Origin of the sequence: Algoriphagus pacificus, from assembly GCF_017254845.1 — a bacterium.
In the GTDB taxonomy this organism is placed as follows: Bacteria; Bacteroidota; Bacteroidia; order Cytophagales; family Cyclobacteriaceae; genus Algoriphagus; species Algoriphagus pacificus.
Map to the genome: position 1 here is coordinate 1325859 of NZ_JAFKCU010000002.1, position 25194 is coordinate 1351052.

Here is a 25194-nt window from a genome sequence, read left to right on the forward strand (position 1 = left end):
TCTTGGCCGGAAATCACTAAAATTGCGGTAGAAGAGAAGAGACCTTTTGGGTATGAGGTTTTTATTAATGGAAAACTGAGGAAGATTTTTTAGTACTAAATATAGAAATAAAAACAATAGAGATATTATTAAATTTAATGCAAAACTTTAGAGAAAAAGCTGACCTCATTTGGAAAGTTGCTGACTTGCTAAGAGGTGATTACAAACAATCGGACTACGGTAAGGTGATTTTACCAATGACTGTTTTAAGAAGGCTGGATTGTGTCTTAGCCCCCAACAAACAAAAAGTACTTGACTACTTGCCAAAAGTAGCTTCCTTGAAAGAAAGTGCCAGAGATTTAACCCTTAACAAAATAGCAGGCAACAACTTTCACAACAGAAGTAAATTCGACTTTGAAAAGCTAAAAGCGGATTCAGACAATATCGCTGTTAACCTCCGTAACTACATAAACGGCTTCTCAACCAGTGCCAGAGAGATTATAGAATACTTCAACTTCGATGACCAAATCGACCGTTTGGACGACCCAAAAACAGATTTGCTATACAAAGTCGTAAAGGAGTTTGAAGCAATTGATTTAACAGATATGGACACCATGCAAATGGGGTATGTATTTGAAGAGTTGATTAGAAAGTTTGCTGAACAATCCAACGAAACGGCAGGAGAACACTTTACTCCTAGAGAAGTCATTCGTTTGATGGTGAATATCCTTTTCAATGAAGATAAAGAAATACTAACCAAAGACGGTGTTGTAAAAACAGTTTACGACCCTGCATGCGGTACAGGAGGCATGCTCTCCGTTGCTGAAACATATTTGAACGAACTGAACAGCAAAGCCAAACTGGAAGTTTTTGGTCAAGAAATAAACCCTGAGTCTTACGCCATCTGCAAATCAGACATGTTGATTAAAGGACAAAACCCAAGCAACATCAAGTTTGGCAACACTTTTACTGTTGATGGTTTAGAAGAAGAGAAATTTGATTATATGCTCTCTAACCCTCCTTTTGGCGTGGATTGGAAAAAGGCTTCCAAAATCATCAATGACGAGGCTACCAACAAAGGTTTTGCAGGACGTTTTGGTGCAGGTACACCAAGAATCAATGATGGTTCTTTCCTTTTCCTACAACATATGATTTCTAAAATGAAATCAAACGGAAGCCGAATAGGGATTGTCTTCAATGGTTCTCCCCTGTTTTCAGGAGCTGCCGAAAGTGGAGAAAGCAACATCCGAAAATGGATTATAGAAAATGATTGGTTGGAAGCAGTGATTGCCCTGCCTGACCTATTGTTTTATAACACTGGTATTTCCACTTATATCTGGATCGTAACCAACAAGAAAAACGAAGAACGAAAGGGGAAAATCCAACTCATCAACGCCACTGGTGAAAAAGACGAAGAATTGCTTAAAGAGGGAAAAATTAAATTCAACCGCTTTTGGGAGAAAATGCAAAAGAGCTTGGGCAACAAGCGAAAACAAGTTGCCGAAAACGGAAACACAAAAGGCATTGGCTTCATTACCAAACTTTATGGCGACTTTGAAGAAAACGATTTCTGCAAAATTGTACCTAATGAATTCTTTGGCTATTGGAGAGTAACCGTTGAGCAGCCACTCAAAGAAAATGGAGAAACGGTAACTGATAAAAAAGGTAATCCTAAACCTGATACCTCATTGCGTGATTATGAGAACATTCCATTTCTGCAAAAAGATACTGATGGCAAACTCGTGCCTCAAACCATTGAAGAATATATTGACCGTGATGTAAAACCTCATTTACCAGAAGCATGGGTAGATGAAAACAAAACCAAGATTGGTTATGAAATCAATTTCACTAAGTACTTCTATGAGTTCAAATCACTACGCCCATTGAGTGATATCAAAGCTCAGATTTTAGCATTGGAAGAGTCGATTGTGGAAGCTGAAAAAACGGTATTAGACTAATGGAAAGATACTCGGAATATAAAGAAACAGGCATTGAGTGGATAGGAGAAATTCCAAATGATTGGACTGTCAAGAAAATCAAGCATAAGTGTTCGGTAAAAGCTCGTGTTGGTTGGAAAGGTCTAAAATCTGATGAATTTCTTATTAAAGGATATTCATATCTCGTGACAGGTTCTGATTTTAAACGAGACACTGTTGTATGGGAATATTGTTATCAAATAGACCAAGAAAGGTATGAAGAAGACCCTTATATTCAACTACAGGAAGAAGACCTTTTAATTACAAAAGATGGAACAATTGGAAAACTAGCAATTGTAAAAAACCTGGATAAACCAGCCTGTTTGAATAGTGGAATTTTTGTAGTTAGACCCACAGAGGACGATTTTACAACTAAGTATTTGTTTTGGTTACTTAAATCGAAAGCGTTTTCTCAGTTCAATGATTACACATCTTATGGTTCTACAATACAGCATTTATATCAGAATGTATTTGTGGAATTTTGGTTTCCTTTTCCAACATTGGAGGTTCAAACCCAAATCGCCAACTACCTCGATACCAAAACTGCCGAAATAGACAACATCATAGCTGCCAAGAAAAAACTCATTGCACTATATGAAGAAGAAAAAGCAGCCGTCATCAACCATGCGGTAACCAAAGGCATCAACCCAGATGTAAATCTAAAACCATCTGGTGTGGATTGGTTGGGGGATATTCCTGTTAATTGGATTGTAAGCGGGCTAAAATACGTGACTAAAGAAATGATTTCTGGACCTTTTGGCTCCTCATTAAAAAAAGAAACTTATACCAAAACAGGGTATAAGATATATGGTCAAGAACAAGTAATTAAGGGTGATGTCAATTATGGAGATTATTACATCGCTGAAGAGAAGTACCAAGAAATGCTTAGATACAAAGTTTCAGCAAAAGACATTCTGATCAGTTGTGTTGGAACTTTTGGGAAGATTCTTCAGGTTCCTACAAAATTTCAAGAAGGAATTATTAATCCGAGATTAATTAAAATATCTCTTAATGAAGATAGAATTGACCCAGATTATCTTGAAAGAGTTCTGAAAAGCAAGCTCGTATTTGATCAACTAGAAGCGTTAAGTAGAGGAGGAACTATGGGGGTGATTAACCTGGATTTACTAAAGCAATTAGTCATACCACTACCTCCGCTTAAAGAGCAAAAACCTATTTGTGATTTTATCACCCATGAAGAAGGTAGATTAAACAATCTCATTTCAAAAGCGAAACAATTAATTGTATTACTAACCGAATACCGCACCACTCTTATCAGTGAAGTGGTAACTGGTAAAATAAAAGTAACAGCTTAACTATGGGCGATTTATTAAATAGCGACAAAGTGCAGGATTCCTTTTATGCAGTAGCTAGTTTCTTAGAATCTGCCCAAAAGGACAAAATGAATCGAACTGAATTCGTTTGTAATTTTAAGGTACTTCATCCTGCACTACAGCGGTTTCAAGACAAAATTGAGTTTGAGTGTAGAGACTATCTAAATAATCCCTCCTACATTTTATATTCTGACTCATTTAAGGGATTAGGATATCACCGTCCGGTCTGGAGTTCATACTCACTCTTCATTTGGGATGAGAATACGAAAGAATTGTCAGTGAACCTTAACGATAAAACATTCATCATAAAACATCAATAAATGACACTCTGCGTAGCATGGATAAGACAAGTTGAGGATACTGAAGAATTAGTATTTGCAACAGACAGTTGCCTCTCAGGTGGTGAGCGATGGCACTCTGGAGTTAAACTTTTCGAGTTACCCAGAAAAGATTGTTTAATCTGCTTTGCAGGAGAAACTACTAGAACCTATCCACTTATTCTCAATCTAATTTCTTCTATCAAGTTTGATGAGCACCTTTCTAATCCTCATACCGATATTTCTGATGTATTGGAGTATTTGACTAATCTATTTTCTACGCTTTGCAATTCTATATCAGGTTTCGCACCTCAATCTTTTGAAGATGCTTTAGGTGATTTTCACTTCATGTTTGGTGGTTGGTCATGGAAATCAAATGAGTTTAAGGTTTGGAAGCTTTCCTATAATCATGATCTCAAAGCCTTTCTCCCGAATCAAGTAGGTAAGGAAAATATGTTCTTTGATTTCATTGGGGATGAAACAGAAAAAGCAGAAGAATTATTGATTGAGGAAATGTCAAAAAGCAAAAAGGTGCTTTCAAAAATTTTTGACATGGAACCATTCCGAGTATTATTAGAAATGATTCGGAAAAAGGAATATGACTCCATAGATGGAGCCATTCAAATAGCGAAAATCCACCCTCCTGGCATTACCGAGTTTTTTGGTGTGATGTGGCCTTCTATCAAAGGAAAAAAGACGTTTTTAGGAAAAGATGTGAATTTTGATAACAACCCAGCAGTAAAATTTTTAGACCCTGATACTTGTGAAATTATTGGTGATGATATACCTGTAAAAATCGAAGATCCATTGGAGGAGCTTTACGGAATCAACTTCGGCTTTGTAAAAGACTGCTATCCTGAAGGAAAAATAAAAACAGGATTAACCAAGCGTGAAAAACACACCTTGAAAACGATATTTAAAGAAGTGGCTTATGCTCAATTTATTGGAAAAGCTCTTTTGGAAGAACTTGAAAACTCAGAAGAAGCATGAGTATAACAACAGAAAACACATTTGAGTCGGCTATCATCCAAGCATTGGTTGCAAATGGTAGTTATCAAGAAGGGCAAGCGGCACAATACAGTACAGAACTAGGCTTCTTCAAAGAAGACATACTGGCTTTTTTACAAACTACACAGCAAAAAAAATGGGAAAAGTTAGCCACTATACACGGAGCAGAAGTAAACAATAAAATTTTACAACGCCTCTACAAGGAAATGGATTTGAGGGGTAGTTTAGATGTACTCAGAAATGGATTTGTAGATTATGGAGTACGTTTTCAAATGGCATTTTTTAAACCTGCTTCTACGCTAAATCCAGATGCATCTGCTGTGTATGACCAAAACATTTTGAAAGTAGTTCGTCAGGTATATTACACCTCAAAAAACAAGAATTCCGTTGACTTGGTATTGGCTTTAAATGGTATTCCTGTTGCTACTCTAGAGTTAAAAAACCATTTCACTGGTCAATCCATCGAAAATGCTAAACGCCAGTATAACACCACAAGAGATAACAAAGAATTACTTTTTGCTTTCAAAAAGAGAGCTTTAGTACATTTTGCGGTAGATCAAGATGAGGTATTCATGGCAACTAAAATTGATGGCGGTAACACCTATTGGCTTCCATTCAATAAAGGATTTAATAACGGCAAAGGAAACCCTCCAAATGAAGGAGACTACAGAACCGCCTATCTCTGGGAGCGAATCTTGCAAAAAGATAGTTGGTTGGAAATCATTCAACGTTTTGTGCATTTGCAAACCGAAGAAATAGAAGTTGATGGCAGAACATTTAAAAAGGAAAAGCTCATTTTTCCAAGATATCATCAGTTAGATGTAGTCAGAGAGATCACAGCAAATGTTGCCACAGTTGGTGCTGGTCATAATTATTTGATTCAACACTCAGCAGGTTCTGGGAAAAGCAATTCCATTGCATGGTTAGCGTACCGTTTGTCCAGTTTGCATAATGCGGTGGATGAAAAGGTGTTTAATAGTGTTATTGTAGTTACAGATAGAAAAGTCCTTGACCAACAATTACAAAAAACAATTTATCAGTTTGAACATAAAACAGGAGTTGTTCAGAAAATAGATGAAGACAGTACCCAATTAGCTACCGCTATCACTCAGGGTGTAAATATTATCATTACAACCCTTCAAAAATTTCCGTTTGTAATTGACAAAGTTGCCGACTTACCCGAAAGAAAATATGCTGTCATCATAGATGAGGCACACAGTTCACAAGGAGGTGAAGCCAGTAAAAAGATGAAGGAAGTTTTGGCCTCCAAATCGTTAGAAGAAGCGGAACAAGAAGAAGCCGAGACAGACGACTATACTGCGGATGATTTTGTGAGGGAACAAGTTGAAAAATCAGCAGCTTCGAGAGGTCAGCAACCTAACATCTCTTTTTTCGCATTTACAGCAACACCAAAATACAAAACCTTAAAAGTATTTGGTCGGGAAGATGCTGAAGGGAACCCAAGACCTTACCACTTATATTCGATGCGTCAGGCAATCGAAGAAGGTTTTATTCTCAATGTGTTAGAAAACTACACTTCTTATGAGCTGTATTTTAAATTGAATAAAGCGATTGAAGAAGATCCAAAACTGAACAAAAAGAAAGCCTCAAGAGCGATCGGTCGTTTCGTTTCGCTTCATCCATATAACCTCTCTCAAAAAACAGAAATCATCATTGAGCATTTCTGCCAGGTTGTCGCTAAGAAATTGGGAGGAAGAGCCAAAGCAATGGTTGTGACTGGTTCTAGACTACACGCAAAAAGATACTTTGAAGAATTTCAAGAATACATTTTTGAGAAGGGATATAATAAAGAGATTAAAGTTTTAGTCGCCTTCTCTGGTAAAGTTATTGACGACAACACACCTGATGGTGTTTCTGAGCCACAACTTACGGGTTACGGAACAAAGGAGCTACCACAAGTTTTTAATTCCGATGATTACAAAATCCTCATAGTTGCAGACAAGTATCAAACAGGCTTTGACCAACCACTTTTGCATACCATGTATGTAGATAAAAAGCTGTCAGGCGTAAAAGCGGTACAAACACTTTCAAGGTTGAACAGAACAGCTCCAGGCAAGGAAGATACGTTTGTGTTAGATTTTGTAAATGACAGGGACACGATTTTTGAATCATTTCAGCCCTACTTTGAAATGACAACTGTTAAAGACGAAACAGAACTCAATCACCTGTATGACTTAAAAGCTAAACTTGACGAAGTTCAAATTTATTGGGATTCTGAAATCAATTCATTTGCCAACGTATACTTCAAGCCATCTACTAATTTGAATGTACGTGACCAATCAAAACTCTATTCATTCATTGATCCTGCTGTGGATAGATACAGAGCAATCCAAGAGGAGGAGAAAAAAGAAGAATTCAAGAAGGCTATTAGAACATGGACAAACTTGTATTCATTCTTGGCTCAAATTATGCCTTTCAAAGATGTCGAATTTGAAAAATTCTATGCTTATGCCAAGCTGTTACAAACTAGGTTGCCAAAACGTGATTTAACTGAATCATTCCAATTGTCAGACGAAGTGGCTCTTGAGTATTATAGACTTCAAAAAGTAAAAGAAGGTTCTATTGACTTAATAACTGGAGAAAACGGTGAACTCAGCGGGATTTCAGAAGCAGGTCTTAAAAGACCGAAAGACGAAGAAGCCGCACTTTCTGAAATAATAGAAGTTCTAAATGACCGATTTGGGACTGAATTTGAGGATGCGGACAAACTCTTCTTTGATCAAATAGAGTCCGAATTGATGGAAGATGAAACATTGCAAATACAGGCAAAAGTGAACAAAATGGATACGTTCAAGTTCGCCTTTGAAGAAATGTTTATCAGCAAACTCATTGACAGAATGGAAGATAATCAGGACATATTCGAAAGGATATTAGAAGACAAAGATTTCGGAGGTTTGGTGAAAGAAATAATGATGAAGAAAATTTATAAGCAAATGAATTCTTAATTATGTTTTCGTTTTTGCTAAATAATTTTCTTTCTCAAGTACATAATCCCAAACTCTTAATAATGACTAATCCAATGTAAATAATGAATGTTATTAAAAACAAGGACGTTATTCCCAATCGAAATCCAAAAATACTTTTGGATGAACTTTTAAAATTTTTGCAAAACGTTCTAATTCACTGATTCCAAAATTAGTCTCACCTCTTAGTACTCGTCCAATTTGACGATTATCATCAGCCTGAAAAAGCTCAGCAATTCTTTCTTGGGTAATATCCTGATCATCGGCTATCTCCAATATTTTTGCGCTTACTCTATCAATGAAGGCTTGGTTTTTGTAATTTGGCTTTCTTCCCACATAACAATAGTCATTAAATAATTAAATTTTTATTAGGACATATTTGTCCTTTTATAAGTTTTGATTAACTTAGTTGCGATTAGAGAAATCTTTAATCTGCAAACTTTCATATTGAATGCATTTGCACTTGAGAGTCTCGTCTTAGGAAACTGGTAATTTCAATTGAGGAACGGGATAAATAGGTGAGGATGCTCACGCCTTTGGCGTGGGCTACTTACTTGCTTGTTCCTCAGGTATACCAGTACCTCTAAGACAGCTTGTTTGAGTCCACGCCTTTTTTTGGTTTGGTCTCAACTTGGACATTGTTATAACCCAAGTATCATGGAACAGACCTTGATTTTTTCTGGATTAACTTACTTACCGGGACCAGTATTCTGGAAGATGGATCTGTCTGCTCTTTTTTACGTTGGGTCACATTGCTCAATACCTATCGGAGCCTATTACAAATTACCTGAGGAACTCGGCATCACCGCGGTTGATCGCCTGTATCCTCTCAAGCCTAAAAAGCCTGTTTGAGGTTGACCTCATTTTTTCTCCCTGATTGCTCCTGAGTTGCTAACTAACTTGGGACTACCCTACGAATCAGGGTTGACTTTTCGGTGGACTGTTGACCATGGTCCGTCGACCAATAGATAAGCCATCCACTGCAGGGATTTCCGCTTATCCAATTACCTATTTCTTAAACAATTGCTGGTTGCTTGATTGGGGCAAGGTGAGAGACTTGTGCGCCGTGGCGTAGTAATGTCCTTTTGGGAGACGTCATATGAGGATTTGAGGCTTTTAGATTTCCTATTTCGAGATTGCCACGGCTCGTACCTCGCCTCGCAATGACGATCCATTCTTCGGACACCGGACATCCAACACCTGTCTGACCTAGAAGGCTCCAGCATCAAAAAATCAAAAGCATGAAAAAATTAATACTTCATTGCTTCCTGGGAAAGCTATGTCCTTTTCCTAATAGAAGCAGATCTATCTCACGATCTTTTGTGTCCTATCTCAGCGACATTGGAGCAGTATTTCGTCAGCCACAGGCTGACATATTTCAAGAGCGAAGCGACTTTATTTCGCAAGCCAAGGGCTTGCCTATCTCTAATTTTCTATACCAAAAATGGTTCCTTCAAACCTGTTTAATCCTTTCAATACTATCGAGTAGTATAAATGAAGTAAGTAGTCAAGTTGCAGACTCACCCGGGACAGATCTCCTTCATAGGTCTATGCCCCATCGGAGCGGGTTTCTCCGCTCCGAACCTTTCTTTTCTATTACCGCACTGGATATAGATGGCGGTCTGGGGTTTGAAGTCAGTGTACAAAGCCAACTTGTTGGAAATGAAATTCTAAATCAGACTGCCGCGTTGCCCTTAGGGGCTCCTCGCACCTGTCCCGATTATTTCGGGAGTGACGTAAACGAATCGGCTGTCGACTGTCGACTGTCGACTGAAGACTATAATAAAAAGGGATTTAGTTTAGTTGATACCTCTTTATCCCCAAGGCAGGAGGGAGCGATCCCTTCTGCCCGAATTGGGAATGGGTATATCTATGGGGAGATTGTTTTTAGAGTCCCTCTTGATACTGTTTACCTGAATGCCACTTCCCATTACCTGGATGAAAACCAGAAAAATCCCTTGCCCCATAGCAGCCAATCGGAACTAAGAAGGGGGAACCTTTTCGAAGGATCCTTCGGGAAGCAGGTTTTTGAGTTTTCTTTTCCCATAGAAGATTCCCTGTCCATTTTCTCCCTGAGGATTGACGGCTTCCCGATTCTCGAAGACTACCTGATCTCAGCAGGGGACAGCCTCAAAATCCTTATTGATCTGCGTGGGGGACAGGTTCTGTTTGCAGGTCCATCCGGCCCCAAATATCAGGCACAGCATTCCATTTACCAGAGCCTGGAAGCAAGCAGACAGGATCAGCAGACAGTGATGGTCAGCTCTCCTTCCGGTAGGGAAAAAATGATCAGCAGGTACCCGGAAATGTATGAAAAAGCACAGGAGGAGGCTTCATCCTTAAGAAAAAGCCTGCGCTTTATCAGCAATAGAGCAGATAGCCTGTACCTGCTAGAAAGCTTGGCACTTGAAAATCCCTTCACGCATCCTGCCTGGAGCTTATTGGAATCCCAAAGAAACCAGCTTGGCAAGCAGTTTACAGGCATCATTTCCTCCAGGATAATTGGCAGGCAATTGTTGCCTTTTTTCCGCTCTGCCAGATCCTATGCAAACCTAGCCGGGCAGCTACGGGAATTGATCCAAAGCCAGAGAAACTTTTTGCTCGAGGCAAAAGAACGCTTTGGTTGGAATTCCGATGCACCGGAACTCATCGAAATCCTGCTTCTGGAGCGCTACCTGATGGCAGTACAGGAAGGCACCAACTTATTCCATCAATATGATCAATTAGAACAACCGATACGGGATAGACTGTATGGAAAATACCTGGCCAGTAACATAGAACACAGGGCCATCAGTCCAGAGGCCTTTGCCCATGCAGAGGAGAATGTGAAGACTCCATGGATCCTCGATATGATCCGGGAAATGCAGGATCATTTGGTCGCAGGTGCAGACCTGAGCGGATATACATTTCTGGGAGAGGAGGGAAGCTCGGTGAAGGTGGACCGCTTCAAAGGCAAATTGGTATTGCTCAGTTTCTGGTTGTCGGGTTGTGTGTACAGCCAAAATGAGTTTGATAAAGTCCTGCATCCTGCTGAGCTGCATTTCAAAAACGATCCCAGAGTAGTCTTTCTTTCTGTCTCTGCAGACCCAAGAAGGGAAACCTGGCAAGAGACTTTAAAGACGGGAGACTTTACTTCTGAGCTATCCCTCCCGGTATATGCAGGACCGGATCATGCCATGATTCAGGATATGGGCATCCATAGCTATCCCCGAAAAGTCCTTTTGGACAGGGAAGGCCGTCTGCTTGCCTTTCAGGATCTGCCCAGAGATGCCGCTTCCCTGATAAAAATCCTCGAAGAATCCCTTGAATCCAATCCCCAAACCAAAACCCGGACAAAATGAAAAATACCTTTATACTAATAATTTATTTCCTGCTGGCCTGGATCCCACTGAAGGGCCAGACACAAAGAACAGTCACAGGAAAAGTAACTGATATGCAGGACAAAATCAGTTTGCCCGGCGTGGCTATAATGGTCAAAGGAACAAGTATCGGAACAGTCAGCGGGGAAGACGGAAGCTACAGCATCCGGCTTATGGAGGACAGGGATGTCTTGCTTTTTTCTTATTTGGGTTATGCCACACAGGAACTGGAGCTTAGTCCGGGACAAACAGTGTTAAATGTAGAATTAAGCCCTACGGATTTTGGGCTGGATCAGGTGGAAGTGCTGGCCACAGGATATCAGGAGATCCCCAGGGAGCGTGCCAATGGTTCCTTTGTAGGAATTGATAATGAGTTGGTCAATAGAAGGGTGAGTACGGGCATCCTGGATCGGCTGGAGGATGTGACTCCCGGTCTGATCTTCAATAGGGAAGGAACCGAGAGCATCAGTATCCGTGGCAGATCTACCATACAAGCCAATGCCGAACCCCTGATCGTGGTGGACAATTTTCCATATGACGGCCCGATTGAAAATATCAATCCCAATGATGTGGAAAGTGTAACGGTACTAAAAGATGCTGCTGCAGCATCCATCTGGGGAGCCAGGGCAGGAAATGGGGTGATTGTTATTACGACCAAGCGGGCAAAAGCTGGTCAGGATTTTAGGGTTTCCTTCAATGCCAATACTACGGTAATAGAAAAACCGGATCTTTTTTACAATCCCAAAATGTCTATTCCCTCTCTGGTAGAGCTGCAAAGGGAGCTGTTTGATAGGGGATTGTATAATTCCAGTATCAATTCGCGAAATCAAAGCAGCGTTCCGCCAGTAGTGGAAGTCTTGCTCAAAGCCAGGAATGGGGAGATCTCCCAAGCCGAGGCAGATGCACTGCTGGAAGGGTTTAAGAGCCGTGACTTCAGAAATGAACTGGATCAGTACTATTATAGGCCGGCAGTGAATCAGCAGTATGCATTGAATCTATCAGGGGCGGGGACAGTCCATCAGTATAACCTTTCCTTGGGATATGACAGGAACAGCAGCCAGATAGTGGGAAATGAAAATAGCCGATTGACTTTATCCCAGAACAATGCCTGGAAGCTACTGGATGACAAGTTGGATATAGGAGCAGGCATTTATTGGGTACAGGGAAAGGATATCAACAGGACCAATCTGGCGAGAGGAGTTGCCTATGATAGACTTACCGATGAGGAGGGCAATCCGATTGCGATCAGTGAAGCCTATTCAGACCGCTATCTGGACAGGATAGAAGCCGAGCATCCGGATCTTCTGAACTGGCGCTATGTGCCTTTGGAGGAGATCGGACTCCTGGACAATAAAAGTCTAAGCGCTGATCTCAGATTGAATGCAAATCTTGGGTACAGGATCATACCGGATTTGAAGGCAGAGGTTCGGTATCAGTACTGGAGCAACATGACCGAAACCAGAAACCATATCCCGCAGGAGGCCTATTATGTCCGTGATCTGATCAACCAGTTTTCGGAGTATGATGTAGATGGTATACTTACCCGGCATATGCCATTGGGAGGAATTCTGGACCATGAAACTGGCAGGGGAGAAAGCCATTCCTTCCGTGGCATGCTGAGCTATGAAAAGTTATTCACAAACGGCAACAGAATCAATGCTATAGGTGGATTTGAATTCAAAAATCTAACTTCCTATCAGGATGAGATCCGCTATTTTGGTTATGATGATGAACTGGGATTGAGTGTGGCGGTAGATCCTAATACAAGATATAGGAAGTTATATAACAATAGTCTGGGCTCCCTTCCTGCCAATCAATCACATACAGGGAGCACTGACCGCTTTGTATCCTATTTTGCCAATGCCTCTTATCAGATTGATACCCGGTTTAATTTTTCGGCTAGTGCCCGGAAAGACCAGTCCAATCTCTTTGGGGTCAATGCCAATCAGCGGGGAGTGCCACTCTGGTCAGTAGGAGCGGGGTACACCCTGTCGGAAGAAAAGTGGTACAAAATGAAGGCCCTGCCATACCTGAGACTCCGAATGACCTACGGATACAATGGAAATGTGGACAAGCGCAGCACTGCTTACACCACGGCCAGGTATTATATATCCTCTTCTTCCACGATCCCCAATCTTCCCATCGCGGCGATTACCAGTCCACCAAATCCCAATCTGGGCTGGGAGAAGATCAGAATCGCCAATCTGGGCTTGGATTTCTCTTCCAAAAATTCCAGGATCTCGGGTACCCTGGAATTTTATCAGAAAAACGGTGAAGATCTGATCGGGGACATAGAAGTTCCTGCCTCATCGGGTTTCTTTACTTTCCGTGGGAATTTTGCCAATACGGCTACGTTTGGCTATGATTTTAACCTAAGTACCTTAAATATCGACAGGCAATTCCAGTGGAAAACAGATTTTTTCTGGAGCTATGTAAATGAAAAGGTCACTCGGTACGATTATACTTTTCCTCCATCCAATTTCCTGAATACCGGGGCTATCAATCCCTATGAAGGTAGACCGCTCTTTGGAGTGTATGGCTATGATTGGGCTGGACTGAATCCTGAAAACGGCAATCCCTTGGGCTACCTGGATGGGGTTCCAACAGAAGATTACCGGGGGATTCTGAATGCAGCCAGTCTGGACAACCTGGTCTATGCAGGTCCGGGGAGACCGGTTCATTTCGGCTCCATCCGGAATACCTTCAGCTGGAAAGGGCTGGAGCTATCCGCCAATATCAGTTTCAGGCTGGGTTACTATTACCGCAGAGCTTCTGTTAGTTATAGGAATGTTTATTCAGGAAGTTTTGAGCATGGGGATTATGAGAAGCGTTGGCAGACCACAGGTGATGAGCTGCTTACACAGGTGCCCTCTATGCCGGAAGTGGCCAATACCTTCCGGGATAGTTTTTACCTGGGATCTGAAGCACTTATATCCAAAGGAGATCATATCCGGCTGCAGGATATGCGATTGGCTTATTCATTCAGGGAGGGAAGGCTTTCAAACTCACTTATCAGGAATCTATCGGTCTATACCTATGCCAACAATCTGGGGATCATCTGGAAGGCAACCAAAGATGAACTGGATCCAGACTTTAGGACTTCAAGGCCCCAGCGCTCTTTCGCAGTGGGGATTAACTGGAATTTTTAACTGAAAACAACAATCAAATGAGAACTTATATCCTACAAGTGACCCTATTGGTTACGATGCTTCTATTGAATAGCTGTGATGGTTTTCTGGATGAAAAGCCAAGCAAAAGTCTGGTAGTTCCTACTACTCCGGAAGATATGCAGGCACTTCTTGATGCTGACGGGTTGATGAATACCGATGCATTTACACTTTTCCTGCAATCTGATGATTTTGAATTGGAGGAACCTGGAGTTGCACAGTTAGATGATTGGCAGCGCAATGCCGTATTCTGGAAAGGGGAAATAGATAGCCCTGAGGGTGTCACAGCAGAGTATTTGAATATTTACCAGAAAATATTCGTATCGCACTATGTGATGGAGCAAGTGGCAGATTTTAACGATACCCAATCCCAAAAAAATGACCTGATGGGGCAGGCCTTGTTTTACAGGGCTTATGGCTACTTTACCTTGGCCCAGCTCTTTATGCCTGACTATAGAATAGCGAAAGATTCCGAAGAAGAAATAATACCCTTAAGATCAAAATCCCAATTGGATGTGGAAGTTCCTTTGGCTACCGTCTCAGAACTGTATGAAGCAATTGTAGCTGATCTGGATCAAGCAATTTCTCTTTTGCCTGAAACAGCTAAGTATGTGACCAGACCTTCCAGAGTGGCGGCTTATGCTTTATTGAGCAGGGTAAACATGGCGATGGGAGAGTATGATAAGGCCTTGGAAAATTCTATAGCCGCTTTGGCTATCAATTCAGAGTTGATGGATTACAATGGTATTGACACTGTGAATACCTATCCCATTCCTTTTCTAAATGAGGAGATCATTTTTAATGGGATCCAAACATCCTATTCCTTCTCTTTCTCTTCTAATCTACTGGTGAATTCAGAGATCTATGAAAGTTATGATTCCATGGATTTGAGAAAGGTATTGTATTTTACGGTCAACAGGGATGGTTCACCAAATTTTACCGGAAGCTACAATGGCAACTTTGAGTTGTTTTCGGGCATTGCTGTGGACGAACTCATGTTGACTGCAGCAGAATGTTCGGTAAGGGCAGGGGACTTGCAGGCAGGTATGGACTATCTGAATAAGTTGCTGGAAACCCGTTGGGTAGCTGGCTACTATGTACCTTATGAGGCATCCACCCAGCAAGAAGCGATGGAGATTATTTTGATGGAACGGCGGAAAAGCTTGTTGTTTCGAAGTACCCGATGGATGGATTTGAAACGTCTTAGTAATGAGCCATCGCTTCACAAAACATTAAAAAGGGAAGTGGGTAGTTTTAGTGGGAATCTGGATTTGAGTTTGGAACCCTATGCATTGAAAATACCAATAAGAGAGCAGGTGCTGGAGGGTAAATAAAAATAGGAGAGGTGAATAGCCTCTCCTAAATCTTTTGCCTAATGACAAAAGAACCTGTTTACACTTCTGTCAATTTGCTGGCATCAATTACATTGAGTTCTTTGCCATTGTCAGAAGGATTGATAGGCATACCGAATTCATCCGGCGAATCCACCCTGCAATTACTTGAGGGTTGAGTTTCACAGGAATAGGTATCCGGTGCAGGATTCTGATCTGTAAGATCGTACCAAATCCCGGTATTGGGATCCTGTCCGTATTGGACAACACCACTTGGGCTGGTAAAGGCAAATGCTGCTACCAAAGCCATCGAAAATACACCTCCGCGTAGGAGGTTTAAAACGTTAATTTTCATAATTTGTAATGGTTTAATTAATAATTAATCTCCGGTCGCTTTGGATAAACTGCCTAACCACGAATCGGGTAGCTTAACCTTCCGAGAGGGAGCGATCGGATTTTTTTATCCCCCTGCTGTTGTCCGGCAACCACCTGGTGGCTTCACGGACCGTTCTCAATTTCTATTTCATTTCTAGTCTTTTGGTTTTAAGGTATTTCTATTCTCTATTTACATGAATGGCTAGAATGGATGGGGTCTATCTTTTTAAGGAAACCTTCAGCTAGGAAAAAAGCCTATTTGCCATTTGAATCATTTTTCTAGCATAGGGAGTCTTCCTCCTTGACCCATATTTATTTTTACCTAAGTGGATAATATTCAATAGAATTAGTTAACTTAAGATAAAGTTGCTTAATACCAGATTTACTTTACGCCGCGTTCCAAAACCTTTGGGGTTTCCAAAAGCTCCGAAGGTTTTACCTTGTAATCATTAATTCCTAAAAAGGAATAGCCATTTTATTATTTTTCACAGCCCTGTTCCTTACCTTTCGGGGCTGTTGGGCGGTTTCACAGGGCCGCCCTTTTAATTTATTATACCTGAATTAGCGTTTTCTCCAACACCTCCCGCTGTTCTGGATTTGTAATCCAGAACCTTTATCATAGGATTTCCAATCCGTTTTTGTGTCTTTCTTGCTGGCGTCGCAATTTCGTCTTCGAATGACGATCCCGAGCCAGCGCTAATTAAAATGATGATCCTAATACCCAGGGCCCGATGTCTATCGTGGCGAAACCCTGGGCTATTAATATTTGACCCCTCTGGGGTCAGTCTCCCAAGCATAACTTGGATCTTTTGATTTATATATTGATTAGACGATTTGATTTGAACTTTCATACTTCACCTTTCTAATTTTACTGATTTCTGCGACTGCCTACTGTCTCCTGCGAGTGCCCACTGAATTTCATCTTTCTCATTTTATCCATCTGACTTTCACTCCTCATTCTTCATTTTTAATTCTCCATTCCTCATTCGTATCTTCAGCTTTCTGACTTTCATTCCTCATTTTCAATTCTACATTCCACATTCTTATTTAATCCTTCAGACTTCTGAATACACTTTCCAACTGCGACTGCCCACTGAATTTCAGCTTTCATACTTTATCCATCGGACTTTCCTGCTCGCTGCGACTGCCAACCCACTACCGTCAAGTGTTTTTTCAGCTTTCTAACTTTAGACTTCTTCCTTTAGACTTCTTCCTTTAGACTTCTGACTTTCTTTCTGACTTTCCCATGATTCCAATAACCAATAATCGATATCCCCAAAAACACCAGGTTAAAAATCAGATGCTCTCCCCAGCCCAAACTATTGAGTACCCCACCGCAAGAGCAGGGCATCCGTCCAGTTAACCCGAACCAGACCCAGGCAACATATCCGGTAAAAGCCAACATGAGAAAGATGCTGGCCAGAAATCCAAATTTTCGGAATGATGGGATCAATAGCGATAAAGCAACAAATACCTCAACTAAAGGCAATCCATAAAGTAAAGCCTCTGTCAACCATTCAGGTAACCATTGATTGTAAAGGGAAAATCTAGTTTCTCTCCAATCATACACCTTACTTACTGCTGTATAGGTAAAGAGAACGCCAAGAAGCCAAGCAGCTCCCTCGGATAAATAAATTTTTAATTGAGATGATTTGGCATTCATAGCAGTTTCAGTCATTTACTTTTTTTGTTATTAAGCTCCCGCCCAAATCAGTTTTTTTGCCCGGAGGTGAGTAGGCTAAGAGAGGCTCCGAGTAAAACCCAAAATGAGCAGGAGCGGGAGATTAGTCTGGTCTATTTTTCTGAATGGGAGACAGGTTCAGGCTAATCTCTTACAATTATGGGCTTCCATTTTTTACTGAAAGAAATTTAAAAACCTGATTATCAAGATGCCACCTCAAATAAAGGAGAATGGTTTTAGGCTGCTAAAAACCCTCAAATGAAGGTTTTTTGACTAAAAAAATGGAAATACTAACTTTTTATTTGGATCAAATATGTGTTAACAATAAATTAACATGTAAGAATTAGTTGATTTTTTATTCGATTCGTTCTTGATGCTTTTCACCCGATTGTTTTGAATTAGTACACTTTTATAATTACAAAAATGGAAAAGCGAGATTACATGAATCAGCTTATTGCCGATTACAACAGTATCAGGAGATTTTCTGCAGAGTCCTATGAGACGGTTTTTCAGAAACTAATCCTAAGGAAGGTGTCCCGAGGTGAGATACTCAAAAAGGTTGATATGGTGGATATCAAAAGCCGCTATATATGTGAAGGCTACTTGGGCCTTTTTAGGGAGGGAAAATCAGGTTTTCAGTTATTCAGGATTTTTGGCAAGTCAGACACTGCCTTTGATGAACAATCATTTAGGAGCAATACACCCTCAAATTCAATTATAAGAGCTTTATCTGATACGGTTTATCTGGGTTTTACATTAGAGTCAGAAATTGAATTGCTTTCCAATAAGCCTGAATTTTATGCTTTGGCTTTGGAGGTCACCCACCGGATCAATAAGCGTCACCTAGAGCAGGAGGCAATCAAAGCCAAAAAATTCAAGGATGGCTTTCCCCTTCTGCTAAAGAAATTTCCGGGTATTGGCCAATATCTCAAAAATCAGGATTTAGCCGATTTTTTTAATTGTAGCATCAGCACCGTTGAGCGCCTGAAATACTCCATAATGAACGACCATGAAATCGAGCATGACTAGGAACGTCACACACTGGGGTGATTATAAACCCTGCGAGATACCATATGACCGCTAAAAAACAATTATAAACATATGAAAGCGATTTATGAATTTCCTGTTGCGATGAACCTGCATTGCAAAGCAATTGACCATGAAGTTCTCAAATGGGCATGGAATTCGGGATTATTTGAAAGCCCGGCAGAGTTGGAGCGCTGTAGAATCCAGAAGATTAACTGGTTTGCAGGGTATCTTTTTCCTGAGGAGAAAAAGGAAAGACTGACCTTGATAATGAAATTTTTTCTTGGACTGTTTTTACTGGACGATCTTTTGGATATAGCCATTGAAAGGCAAATGATTGAATTTCTGGAGGGGATTAAAGTCGGTATTTCGCAGCATCCCAACCAGAGGTTAAGCAATTTGGGAACCGAGCTTATACTATTACAGAAAGCATTAAAAGAGGAAAACAGCCTTCCTCTTACAAGGGATCAATGGAGTCTCGCTTGGCTTGAATATCTGGAAGCCTTGCAATGGGAAGTCCTGCTTAAAATAGAAAAAAAGCGGCCCTTACTGGAAGAGTACAGAATACATCGGCCCAAAACATCTGGAGTCTATTTGGCCTTGCTTCTAATCCGTAGAGGGAAAGACGTGAGAGCTTGTGTTTCAGAATTATTGGAATTCTCCATGGCCAGGTATATCTATTTGGCCAATGACCTGGCTTCCTTTAAAAAGGAAAAAGAAATAGGAGACCCTCATAATGAAATAATTATCCTGATGGACTCAATGGGTGATACAGCATTGCCATGGGTACAGCAGGAGCTTAAGCAGCTTCGCAAAAGGATTTTACTTCTGACAGAGAAAATCTGCATCAATTTTGGAAATTGTGAAGCTTGGATTCGCAGGCTTCTATTATTAGCAGGGGGCTGTGAGACCTGGACTGCCGAGACCTCGAGGTACCAGAATTATATCAATGGAAAGTACGGTGGGCATTAATTGGAGGGAGGAGTATCATGTTCAAAAAACGTGTTGTTATTTATCCAAAGGATGTGGTTTACCTAACGGGAAGAAGCGAACGCTATGCGCAGATACTTCTGCACAAAGTTCGCGTCTACGTCAACAAAGAACCTCATCAGTTTGTGACGATTTCAGACTTTTCACTCTTTTCAGGAATCCCCGAAGAGATGATCCGCAACTACATAATCTAGTAGTAAAGAGTAATGGAACCATTAGGTATTGATTGACAATTACATCAAATCACAGAAAACATATCAAGATCATAATCGAAGTTTCTTCGATGCTCCTTCGATGCTTGCTCGATATTTTATCGAAAATGGACTGTAGGGGAATAGCAGGGAATGAATAAAAACTAAAGGGCTGGCTGAATTTCAATTTTGATTGAAATAATATTAATGAACATTTAATCTATTTAAACTATGGGAAAAGTAACAGATGGATTACTCGGAGGGATTTCTGGGAAGGTGGGGAATTTGGTTTTTTATCAAGTTAATGGTGAGACAATAGTCAGATCAAAACAGGGAGCAAGATCAGGTACTTCTTCCTCCTTACAATCTTATCATCAACAGGCTTTTGCCTTGGCTCAGGAATTTCTCTCTCCTTTGAAAAAGGAAATAGCTGTTGGCTTCGGAGCATATAAAATAGGGACAAAAAGAGGAATAGATCGGGCTAAAAGCCTGCTGCTAAAAAATGCCATTTATCCTACCGATGGAGTTCCGGTTTTGCAGCCAGGAAAAGTCCTGATTTCTTCAGGGGACTTAACCGGAGTTAGTGGGGGATTACTTACAGAGATCTCGCCTGGCCAATTCAGAATAGAATGGACAGTAAACAGTTGGGATGGTTCAGCTCGGGATGCAGACAAAACCTTTCTTGTTTTATATGACACGAAAGAACAGAGGGTCTTTAGTATACAGGGAGCTGCTTATAGAAAAGAGGGATTCCAGGAATGGGAATTTCCTTGGGGTTCACGAAATGAGAATTCTGTTGTCTATGTTTATTTTTCCTTCTATTCAGATCGCAAAGGGAAAACAGAGTTTTCGGATTCTATTTGCCTGGGAAGGATTTAGCAGGATTAAAATCATCCATTATAGGCATGCAATGCCAGGAATTTATAGCATTGTACTCTATATTCCCTGATTTAATTCAATTCATAATTTTTATGCATGAGTTCAATTCATATGCCCAAGCGAGTGTCCTCACTCGCGTATCTTAGAGGATTCATTTTGTCCAGAATCCAAATCATAAATCATATGTCCTAAATCATAAATCACCTGGTTTTCATCTTGCTGGCAATTCCTTTCAATTCCAATTGCCATTTTCGAGCCAGCGCTGGAACAAATGATAATCTTTCAATTCCCGGGTTACGTCGTACCTCCTGACTCGGGGCTATTAATATTAGACCCCTTTAGGGTCAGTTCCCCAAGCGTACCTTGGATCATTTGATTTCTAAATCGTTGCCCAAGCGAGTGTCCTCACTCGCGTATCTTTGAGGATTCATTTTGTCCAGAATCCAAATCATAAATCCTAAATCTAAAATCCCCTTGAGTGCCAGAGGCACGACAGCTCGGTAACCTTGGAGCCAATCACGAAATCAAAGTGCCGTAGGTACGATCCAATTCCTTTTTCAATCCCTTAAATCCCAAATCATAAATCATCTGGTTTCCATCTTGCTGGCAAATCATTTTCCTTTCCAAATGCCATTTTCGAGCCAGCGCTGGTGAAATACTATTGTTTGAAACCCAGGGTTAAAACCCTGGGCTATTAATATTTGACCCCTTTGGGGTCAGTTTCCAAAGCGCACCTTGGATCATTTGATTTCTAAATCGATTAGACGCTTTGTTTTTAGCTTTAATGCTTTACCTTTCTAATTTTACTGATTACTGCGACTGATGCCTGTCTTCCGTCTTTTCAGCTTTCTAACCTACCTCTGGCAGGCAGGCTTTATCCTTCTGAATTCACAACTAACTGCCACCGCGACTGTCTGCTGAGACTGCCTGCTGCTACTGATTACTGTTTTACGTCCCTTTATCTCTTTGACTTTTGCTTTCAATCTTTTTCTGATTCCACATTTTTACTCTCTAAAAAAGGGAACAAACTTGTCTAAAACGAAGCTTGCGAACAAAACGCACATTCAATTGATAGCCAGTTCAATAAGATTGAATTTTCCTGCATGTTTAACCTAAAACCCATATACATATGGCAAAACAAACAGGAATAATTACACTGAAAGGACCTGTAGGAAGATTGTCTTTCTACAAGACCAAGGATGGTTATTTGGCCCGTGAAAAAGGAGGGGTGGAGAAATCCAGGATCATGAATGATCCCCGCTTTGCAAGAACCCGGGAAAACATCCGAGAATTCACCGACAATGCCAATGCCTCCAAACTGCTGAGAGATGCCTTGAGACCGGTGATCTCCCAGATCGGAGACAAGCGACTGAATCTTCGAATTACCCAATCCATGATGCAGGTGCTTAAATCAGACCTGGTCAACGTGAGAGGGGACAGAAGAGTGAAAGAAGGAGACTGGAATCTTCTCAAGGATCTGGAAATGAATGCAGGATCCTCTTTGGGAAGCACTCTCTTCTTTGAGTTGGGAATCAATGATACGCCGGCAGCATGGGAACTTACACTTCCGGCATTTACTCCCCAGGATATGATCGCGATTCCAAATGGTGCCACCCATTACAAGATTACTGCTACGGGAGTAGGAGTAGATTTTGATCTGGGAACCCGATCCGTCTTCAGCGCAGGTACAGGCTCGGTTTCCATTTTGGACCCGGCTCTTTCACAGACGCTGACAGTGGACAAGACTCAGCTGAGTGGAACCCACTATGTCTTTGTGCTCAGTGTGGAGTTTGTTCAATTGGTCAATGGTGTGGAATATGCGATTAACAACGGAGCGCATAATGCCGCCAAGATGCTGTCCGTGAGCAAAACCAGCTGATGAGACTTCTTCTTAAAAGAAGGTATACTCCCCGGGGAAGCCTGGGGAGGCTATACCTTGGCCAAAAGCAGTTGTGCTTTATCCGGGAAGCCCCAAAATCCTGCTATGATCAAGCTATTCATTGCCTGGAAGAGGGGACTTACGAACTGGAGGCAGCACATTCAGAGGAAGAGGGCTGGTTTATCAGAGTAGGTGAGAGAGGGTTGATTAAAGCCAGAACAGGAGAATCTAGGCCAGGAATGAATGAACTCTGTCCGGTATCTTCTTACCGTGCAGATGGCACTCCACTGTTTACAAAGCTGGCTTTCTTGAAGCTTCTGGATGAACTCACTCCTTTTTGGGAGCGGGGAGAAATCCTTGACTTGCAGATCGTTTCTACAGGAATTCCTTATCAACTGGAATCATGTCTGGAGCAGAGCTACTCCTAACCTTGGCGGGAGCAGTGACGATGTTATTGCTTTCGGTAATTGCCTATTTCCTCAAACTGCTGATTGAAGATACCCGGCAGTTAAAAGGTGAATTGGCGAAGTTGAAAGAGCTCTTTTACAGACTGGAGATCGAACAGGCCTTCCTGAAGAATATGATGAAAGGAGGGTGAGCATCTTGCCTGCAGGAGGTAGGTCTCGGTATTCAGTAGGCAGTGTTCAGTAAACAGCTCGCAGTTGACAGTTTTCAGGCTTCAGTCGCTATAGTTTAGCTCCTAAAATCATTGATTGGAGCAAATGCCCTTGGAAGCAGCTGGTGGATGAATAACAAAGGACAGCGCTAAGAAAACAAGCTAGCTCCGGGCTTGTCTCGGAGATCCGCTTGTTTTTAGCTGGACTTTGAGCCAATAAATGAATTGTCCGAAGGCAATTCAAAGCTGATTTCGGGCAAAGACTTTTGGATACTTTTGGTCTTCAAAAGTATCAAGAATAGCTTCCTGTCCTAGGTTGCGTATTTTGGTCATATTTAACTATCACTATTCCAAATCATATATCCCAAAATCATCTTGTTTCCATCTTGCTGGCGATTCTTTTTCATCTCACCAACCGTGGTCTGTGTCTTCACAGACCATTCTCACAATGCGATTCGTTTTCATCTTGCTGGCAAACCGATCCGTCTTCTATAGACATTTCAGAGCCAGCGCTGGTGAAATAACATACCTTCATACCCAGGGTTGAAACCCTGGGCTATTAACATTTGACCCTTTGAGGGTCAGTCCCTTAGCGTCACTTGGACCATTTGACTTTTAAATTGCCCAAGCGAGTGTCCTCACTCGCGTAGATAAGAGCAGTCATATTTTTAAGAATCCAAATCGTAAATCATATATCCCAAATCATAAATCACCTGGTTTTCATCTTGCTGGCAAATCATTTTCCTTTCCAAATGCCATTTTCGAGCCAGCGCTGGAGAAATACCATTCCTTCAAACCTGGGCCATTAATATTTGACCCCTCTGGGGTCAGTTCCCCAAGAGTCAATTGGACCAATCGCCATAGGGGATATGAGGTTTTTGGAACAGGGCAAGGCGTTGAAAATCCTTTCTGAGAAAGGATTTTGCCTTGGGCCAGGAAGTAGGGAGGGAGCCGTTAAGAAAATCGGCTAGCTCGCGAGTTTCGAGCGAAATCCGGCGATTTTTAGGTTCAGACAAGTTCCAAAAATCAAATCGGTGAGGAATTGCTAAAATTACCCCAAATAGAGCCTGATTTGAAACATAGACCCTGGCAAAGACTTTTGGATACTTTTGGTCTTCAAAAGTATCAAGAATGCTTCCTGTCCAAGGTTTCGTATTTTGGTCATATATAACTATCATTATTCCAAATCATATATCCCAAATCATAAATCACCTGGTTTCCATCTTGCTGGCAAATCGATCCGTCCCCTATTGACAATTCCGAGCTAGCGCTTGTGAAATACTATTACTTCAAACCTAGGGCCCGATAGCTATCGTGGCGAAACCCTGGCCTGCCCGCCGTGGCGGGGCTATTGATATTTGACCCCTCCGGGGTCAGTTCCCCTAGCGTACCTTGGATCATTTGATTTCTAAATTGATTAGACGCTTTGTTTTTAGCTTTCATTCTTTAGCTTTCTTATTTTGCTGATTACTGCGACTGATCCCTGTCTTCCGTCTTTTCAGCTTTCTAACCTACCTCCGGTAGGCAGGCTTTATCCTTCTGAATTCACAATTAACTGCCACCACAACTTTCTACCGAGACTGCCTGCTTCTACTGATCACAGTTTTTCGTCCTTTTATCTCTTTGACTTTTGCTTTCAAAATTTTTCTGATTCCACATTTTTACCATCTAAATAGGGAACAAACTTGTCTAAAACGAAGCTTGCGAACAAAACGCACATTCAATTGATAGCCAGTTCAATAAGATTGATTTTTCCTGCATGTTTAACCTAAAACCCATATACATATGGCAAAACAAACAGGAATAATTACACTGAAAGGACCTGTAGGAAGATTGTCTTTCTACAAAACCAAGGATGGTTATTTGGCCCGTGAAAAAGGAGGGGTGGAGAAATCCAGGATTATGAATGATCCCCGCTTTGCAAGAACCCGGGAAAACATCCGAGAATTCACCGACAATGCCAATGCCTCCAAATTGCTGAGAGATGCCTTGAGACCGGTGATCTCCCAGATCGGAGACAAGCGACTGAATCTTCGAATTACCCAATCCATGATGCAGGTTCTTAAATCAGACCTGGTCAACGTGAGGGGGGACAGAAGAGT

At 41.3% G+C, this 25194-nt stretch carries 17 protein-coding genes and 1 pseudogene; 15 read left to right on the forward strand and 3 right to left on the reverse strand.

The genetic code is table 11. From position 1 onward, the window contains the following. Positions 1 to 137 precede the first annotated feature (137 nt). The 4 genes from J0A69_RS12455 to J0A69_RS12470 all read left to right on the forward strand — a co-directional run bounded on the left by J0A69_RS12455 (position 138) and on the right by J0A69_RS12470 (position 7580). Positions 138 to 1937 carry a type I restriction-modification system subunit M gene (locus tag J0A69_RS12455; RefSeq protein ID WP_206586879.1) on the forward strand — a complete coding sequence of 600 codons (1800 nt, stop codon included), beginning with the start codon at positions 138 to 140 and terminating at the stop codon, positions 1935 to 1937. Further along, a complete protein-coding gene (locus J0A69_RS12460) occupies positions 1937 to 3271 on the forward strand; it encodes a restriction endonuclease subunit S (protein WP_206586880.1) in 1335 nt (444 codons plus the stop codon). Before J0A69_RS12455 ends, J0A69_RS12460 begins: the two co-directional genes overlap by 1 nt. A gap of 338 nt (positions 3272 to 3609) precedes the next feature. Beyond that, positions 3610 to 4596 (forward strand): hypothetical protein, encoded by a 987-nt coding sequence (locus tag J0A69_RS12465; protein ID WP_206586881.1) that lies wholly within the window; start codon positions 3610 to 3612, stop codon positions 4594 to 4596. Beyond that, a complete protein-coding gene (locus J0A69_RS12470; RefSeq protein WP_206586882.1) occupies positions 4593 to 7580 on the forward strand; it encodes a type I restriction endonuclease subunit R in 2988 nt (995 codons plus the stop codon). The genes J0A69_RS12465 and J0A69_RS12470 overlap by 4 nt, the downstream gene beginning before the upstream one ends. A 108-nt stretch (positions 7581 to 7688) precedes the next feature. Here J0A69_RS12470 and J0A69_RS12475 read toward each other — a convergent pair whose 3' ends face one another. Beyond that, complete coding sequence (locus tag J0A69_RS12475; RefSeq protein WP_206586883.1) at positions 7689 to 7934, reverse strand: XRE family transcriptional regulator; 246 nt, start codon at positions 7932 to 7934, stop codon at positions 7689 to 7691. 261 nt (positions 7935 to 8195) lie between these two features. On the opposite strand from J0A69_RS12475, the gene J0A69_RS12480 reads away from it, so the two are divergent. The 4 genes from J0A69_RS12480 (at position 8196) to J0A69_RS12495 (ending at position 15458) form a co-directional block, all read left to right on the forward strand. After that, the gene (locus J0A69_RS12480; RefSeq protein ID WP_206586884.1) at positions 8196 to 8450 is read left to right on the forward strand and encodes a hypothetical protein; all 255 of its coding nucleotides are present in this window, start codon (positions 8196 to 8198) and stop codon (positions 8448 to 8450) included. 389 nt (positions 8451 to 8839) lie between these two features. Further along, entirely contained in the window at positions 8840 to 10939 is a 2100-nt protein-coding gene (locus J0A69_RS12485) for a TlpA family protein disulfide reductase (RefSeq protein ID WP_206586885.1), read from the forward strand. Continuing rightward, positions 10936 to 14106, forward strand: a complete 3171-nt coding sequence (locus J0A69_RS12490; protein WP_206586886.1) for a SusC/RagA family TonB-linked outer membrane protein — start codon at positions 10936 to 10938, stop codon at positions 14104 to 14106. Before J0A69_RS12485 ends, J0A69_RS12490 begins: the two co-directional genes overlap by 4 nt. A gap of 17 nt (positions 14107 to 14123) precedes the next feature. Continuing rightward, complete coding sequence (locus J0A69_RS12495) at positions 14124 to 15458, forward strand: RagB/SusD family nutrient uptake outer membrane protein (protein ID WP_206586887.1); 1335 nt, start codon at positions 14124 to 14126, stop codon at positions 15456 to 15458. 58 nt (positions 15459 to 15516) lie between these two features. On the opposite strand, the gene J0A69_RS12500 is transcribed toward J0A69_RS12495, so the two are convergent. Both J0A69_RS12500 and J0A69_RS12505 read right to left on the reverse strand, forming a co-directional pair. Next, positions 15517 to 15810, reverse strand: a complete 294-nt coding sequence (locus J0A69_RS12500) for a hypothetical protein (protein ID WP_206586888.1) — start codon at positions 15808 to 15810, stop codon at positions 15517 to 15519. A 1221-nt stretch (positions 15811 to 17031) separates the two neighbouring features. Next, complete coding sequence (locus J0A69_RS12505; protein ID WP_206586889.1) at positions 17032 to 17508, reverse strand: MauE/DoxX family redox-associated membrane protein; 477 nt, start codon at positions 17506 to 17508, stop codon at positions 17032 to 17034. 444 nt (positions 17509 to 17952) lie between these two features. Here J0A69_RS12505 and J0A69_RS12510 point away from each other — a divergent pair, with 444 nt between their 5' ends. The 7 genes and pseudogenes from J0A69_RS12510 to J0A69_RS12540 all read left to right on the forward strand — a co-directional run. Next, complete coding sequence (locus J0A69_RS12510; protein ID WP_206586890.1) at positions 17953 to 18540, forward strand: Crp/Fnr family transcriptional regulator; 588 nt, start codon at positions 17953 to 17955, stop codon at positions 18538 to 18540. 72 nt (positions 18541 to 18612) lie between these two features. Further along, positions 18613 to 19509, forward strand: coding sequence for a terpene synthase family protein (locus tag J0A69_RS12515; protein WP_206586891.1), 897 nt, complete (start codon positions 18613 to 18615; stop codon positions 19507 to 19509). 440 nt (positions 19510 to 19949) lie between these two features. After that, positions 19950 to 20597 carry a DUF6266 family protein gene (locus tag J0A69_RS12520; protein WP_206586892.1) on the forward strand — a complete coding sequence of 216 codons (648 nt, stop codon included), beginning with the start codon at positions 19950 to 19952 and terminating at the stop codon, positions 20595 to 20597. A 1129-nt stretch (positions 20598 to 21726) separates the two neighbouring features. Continuing rightward, complete coding sequence (locus tag J0A69_RS12525) at positions 21727 to 22476, forward strand: hypothetical protein (RefSeq protein WP_206586893.1); 750 nt, start codon at positions 21727 to 21729, stop codon at positions 22474 to 22476. Then, complete coding sequence (locus J0A69_RS12530) at positions 22476 to 22904, forward strand: DUF5675 family protein (RefSeq protein WP_206586894.1); 429 nt, start codon at positions 22476 to 22478, stop codon at positions 22902 to 22904. Before J0A69_RS12525 ends, J0A69_RS12530 begins: the two co-directional genes overlap by 1 nt. Then, positions 22880 to 23074 (forward strand): hypothetical protein, encoded by a 195-nt coding sequence (locus tag J0A69_RS12535; protein WP_206586895.1) that lies wholly within the window; start codon positions 22880 to 22882, stop codon positions 23072 to 23074. Before J0A69_RS12530 ends, J0A69_RS12535 begins: the two co-directional genes overlap by 25 nt. A gap of 1803 nt (positions 23075 to 24877) precedes the next feature. Beyond that, positions 24878 to 25194: pseudogene (locus J0A69_RS12540) on the forward strand (hypothetical protein); the annotation flags it as partial.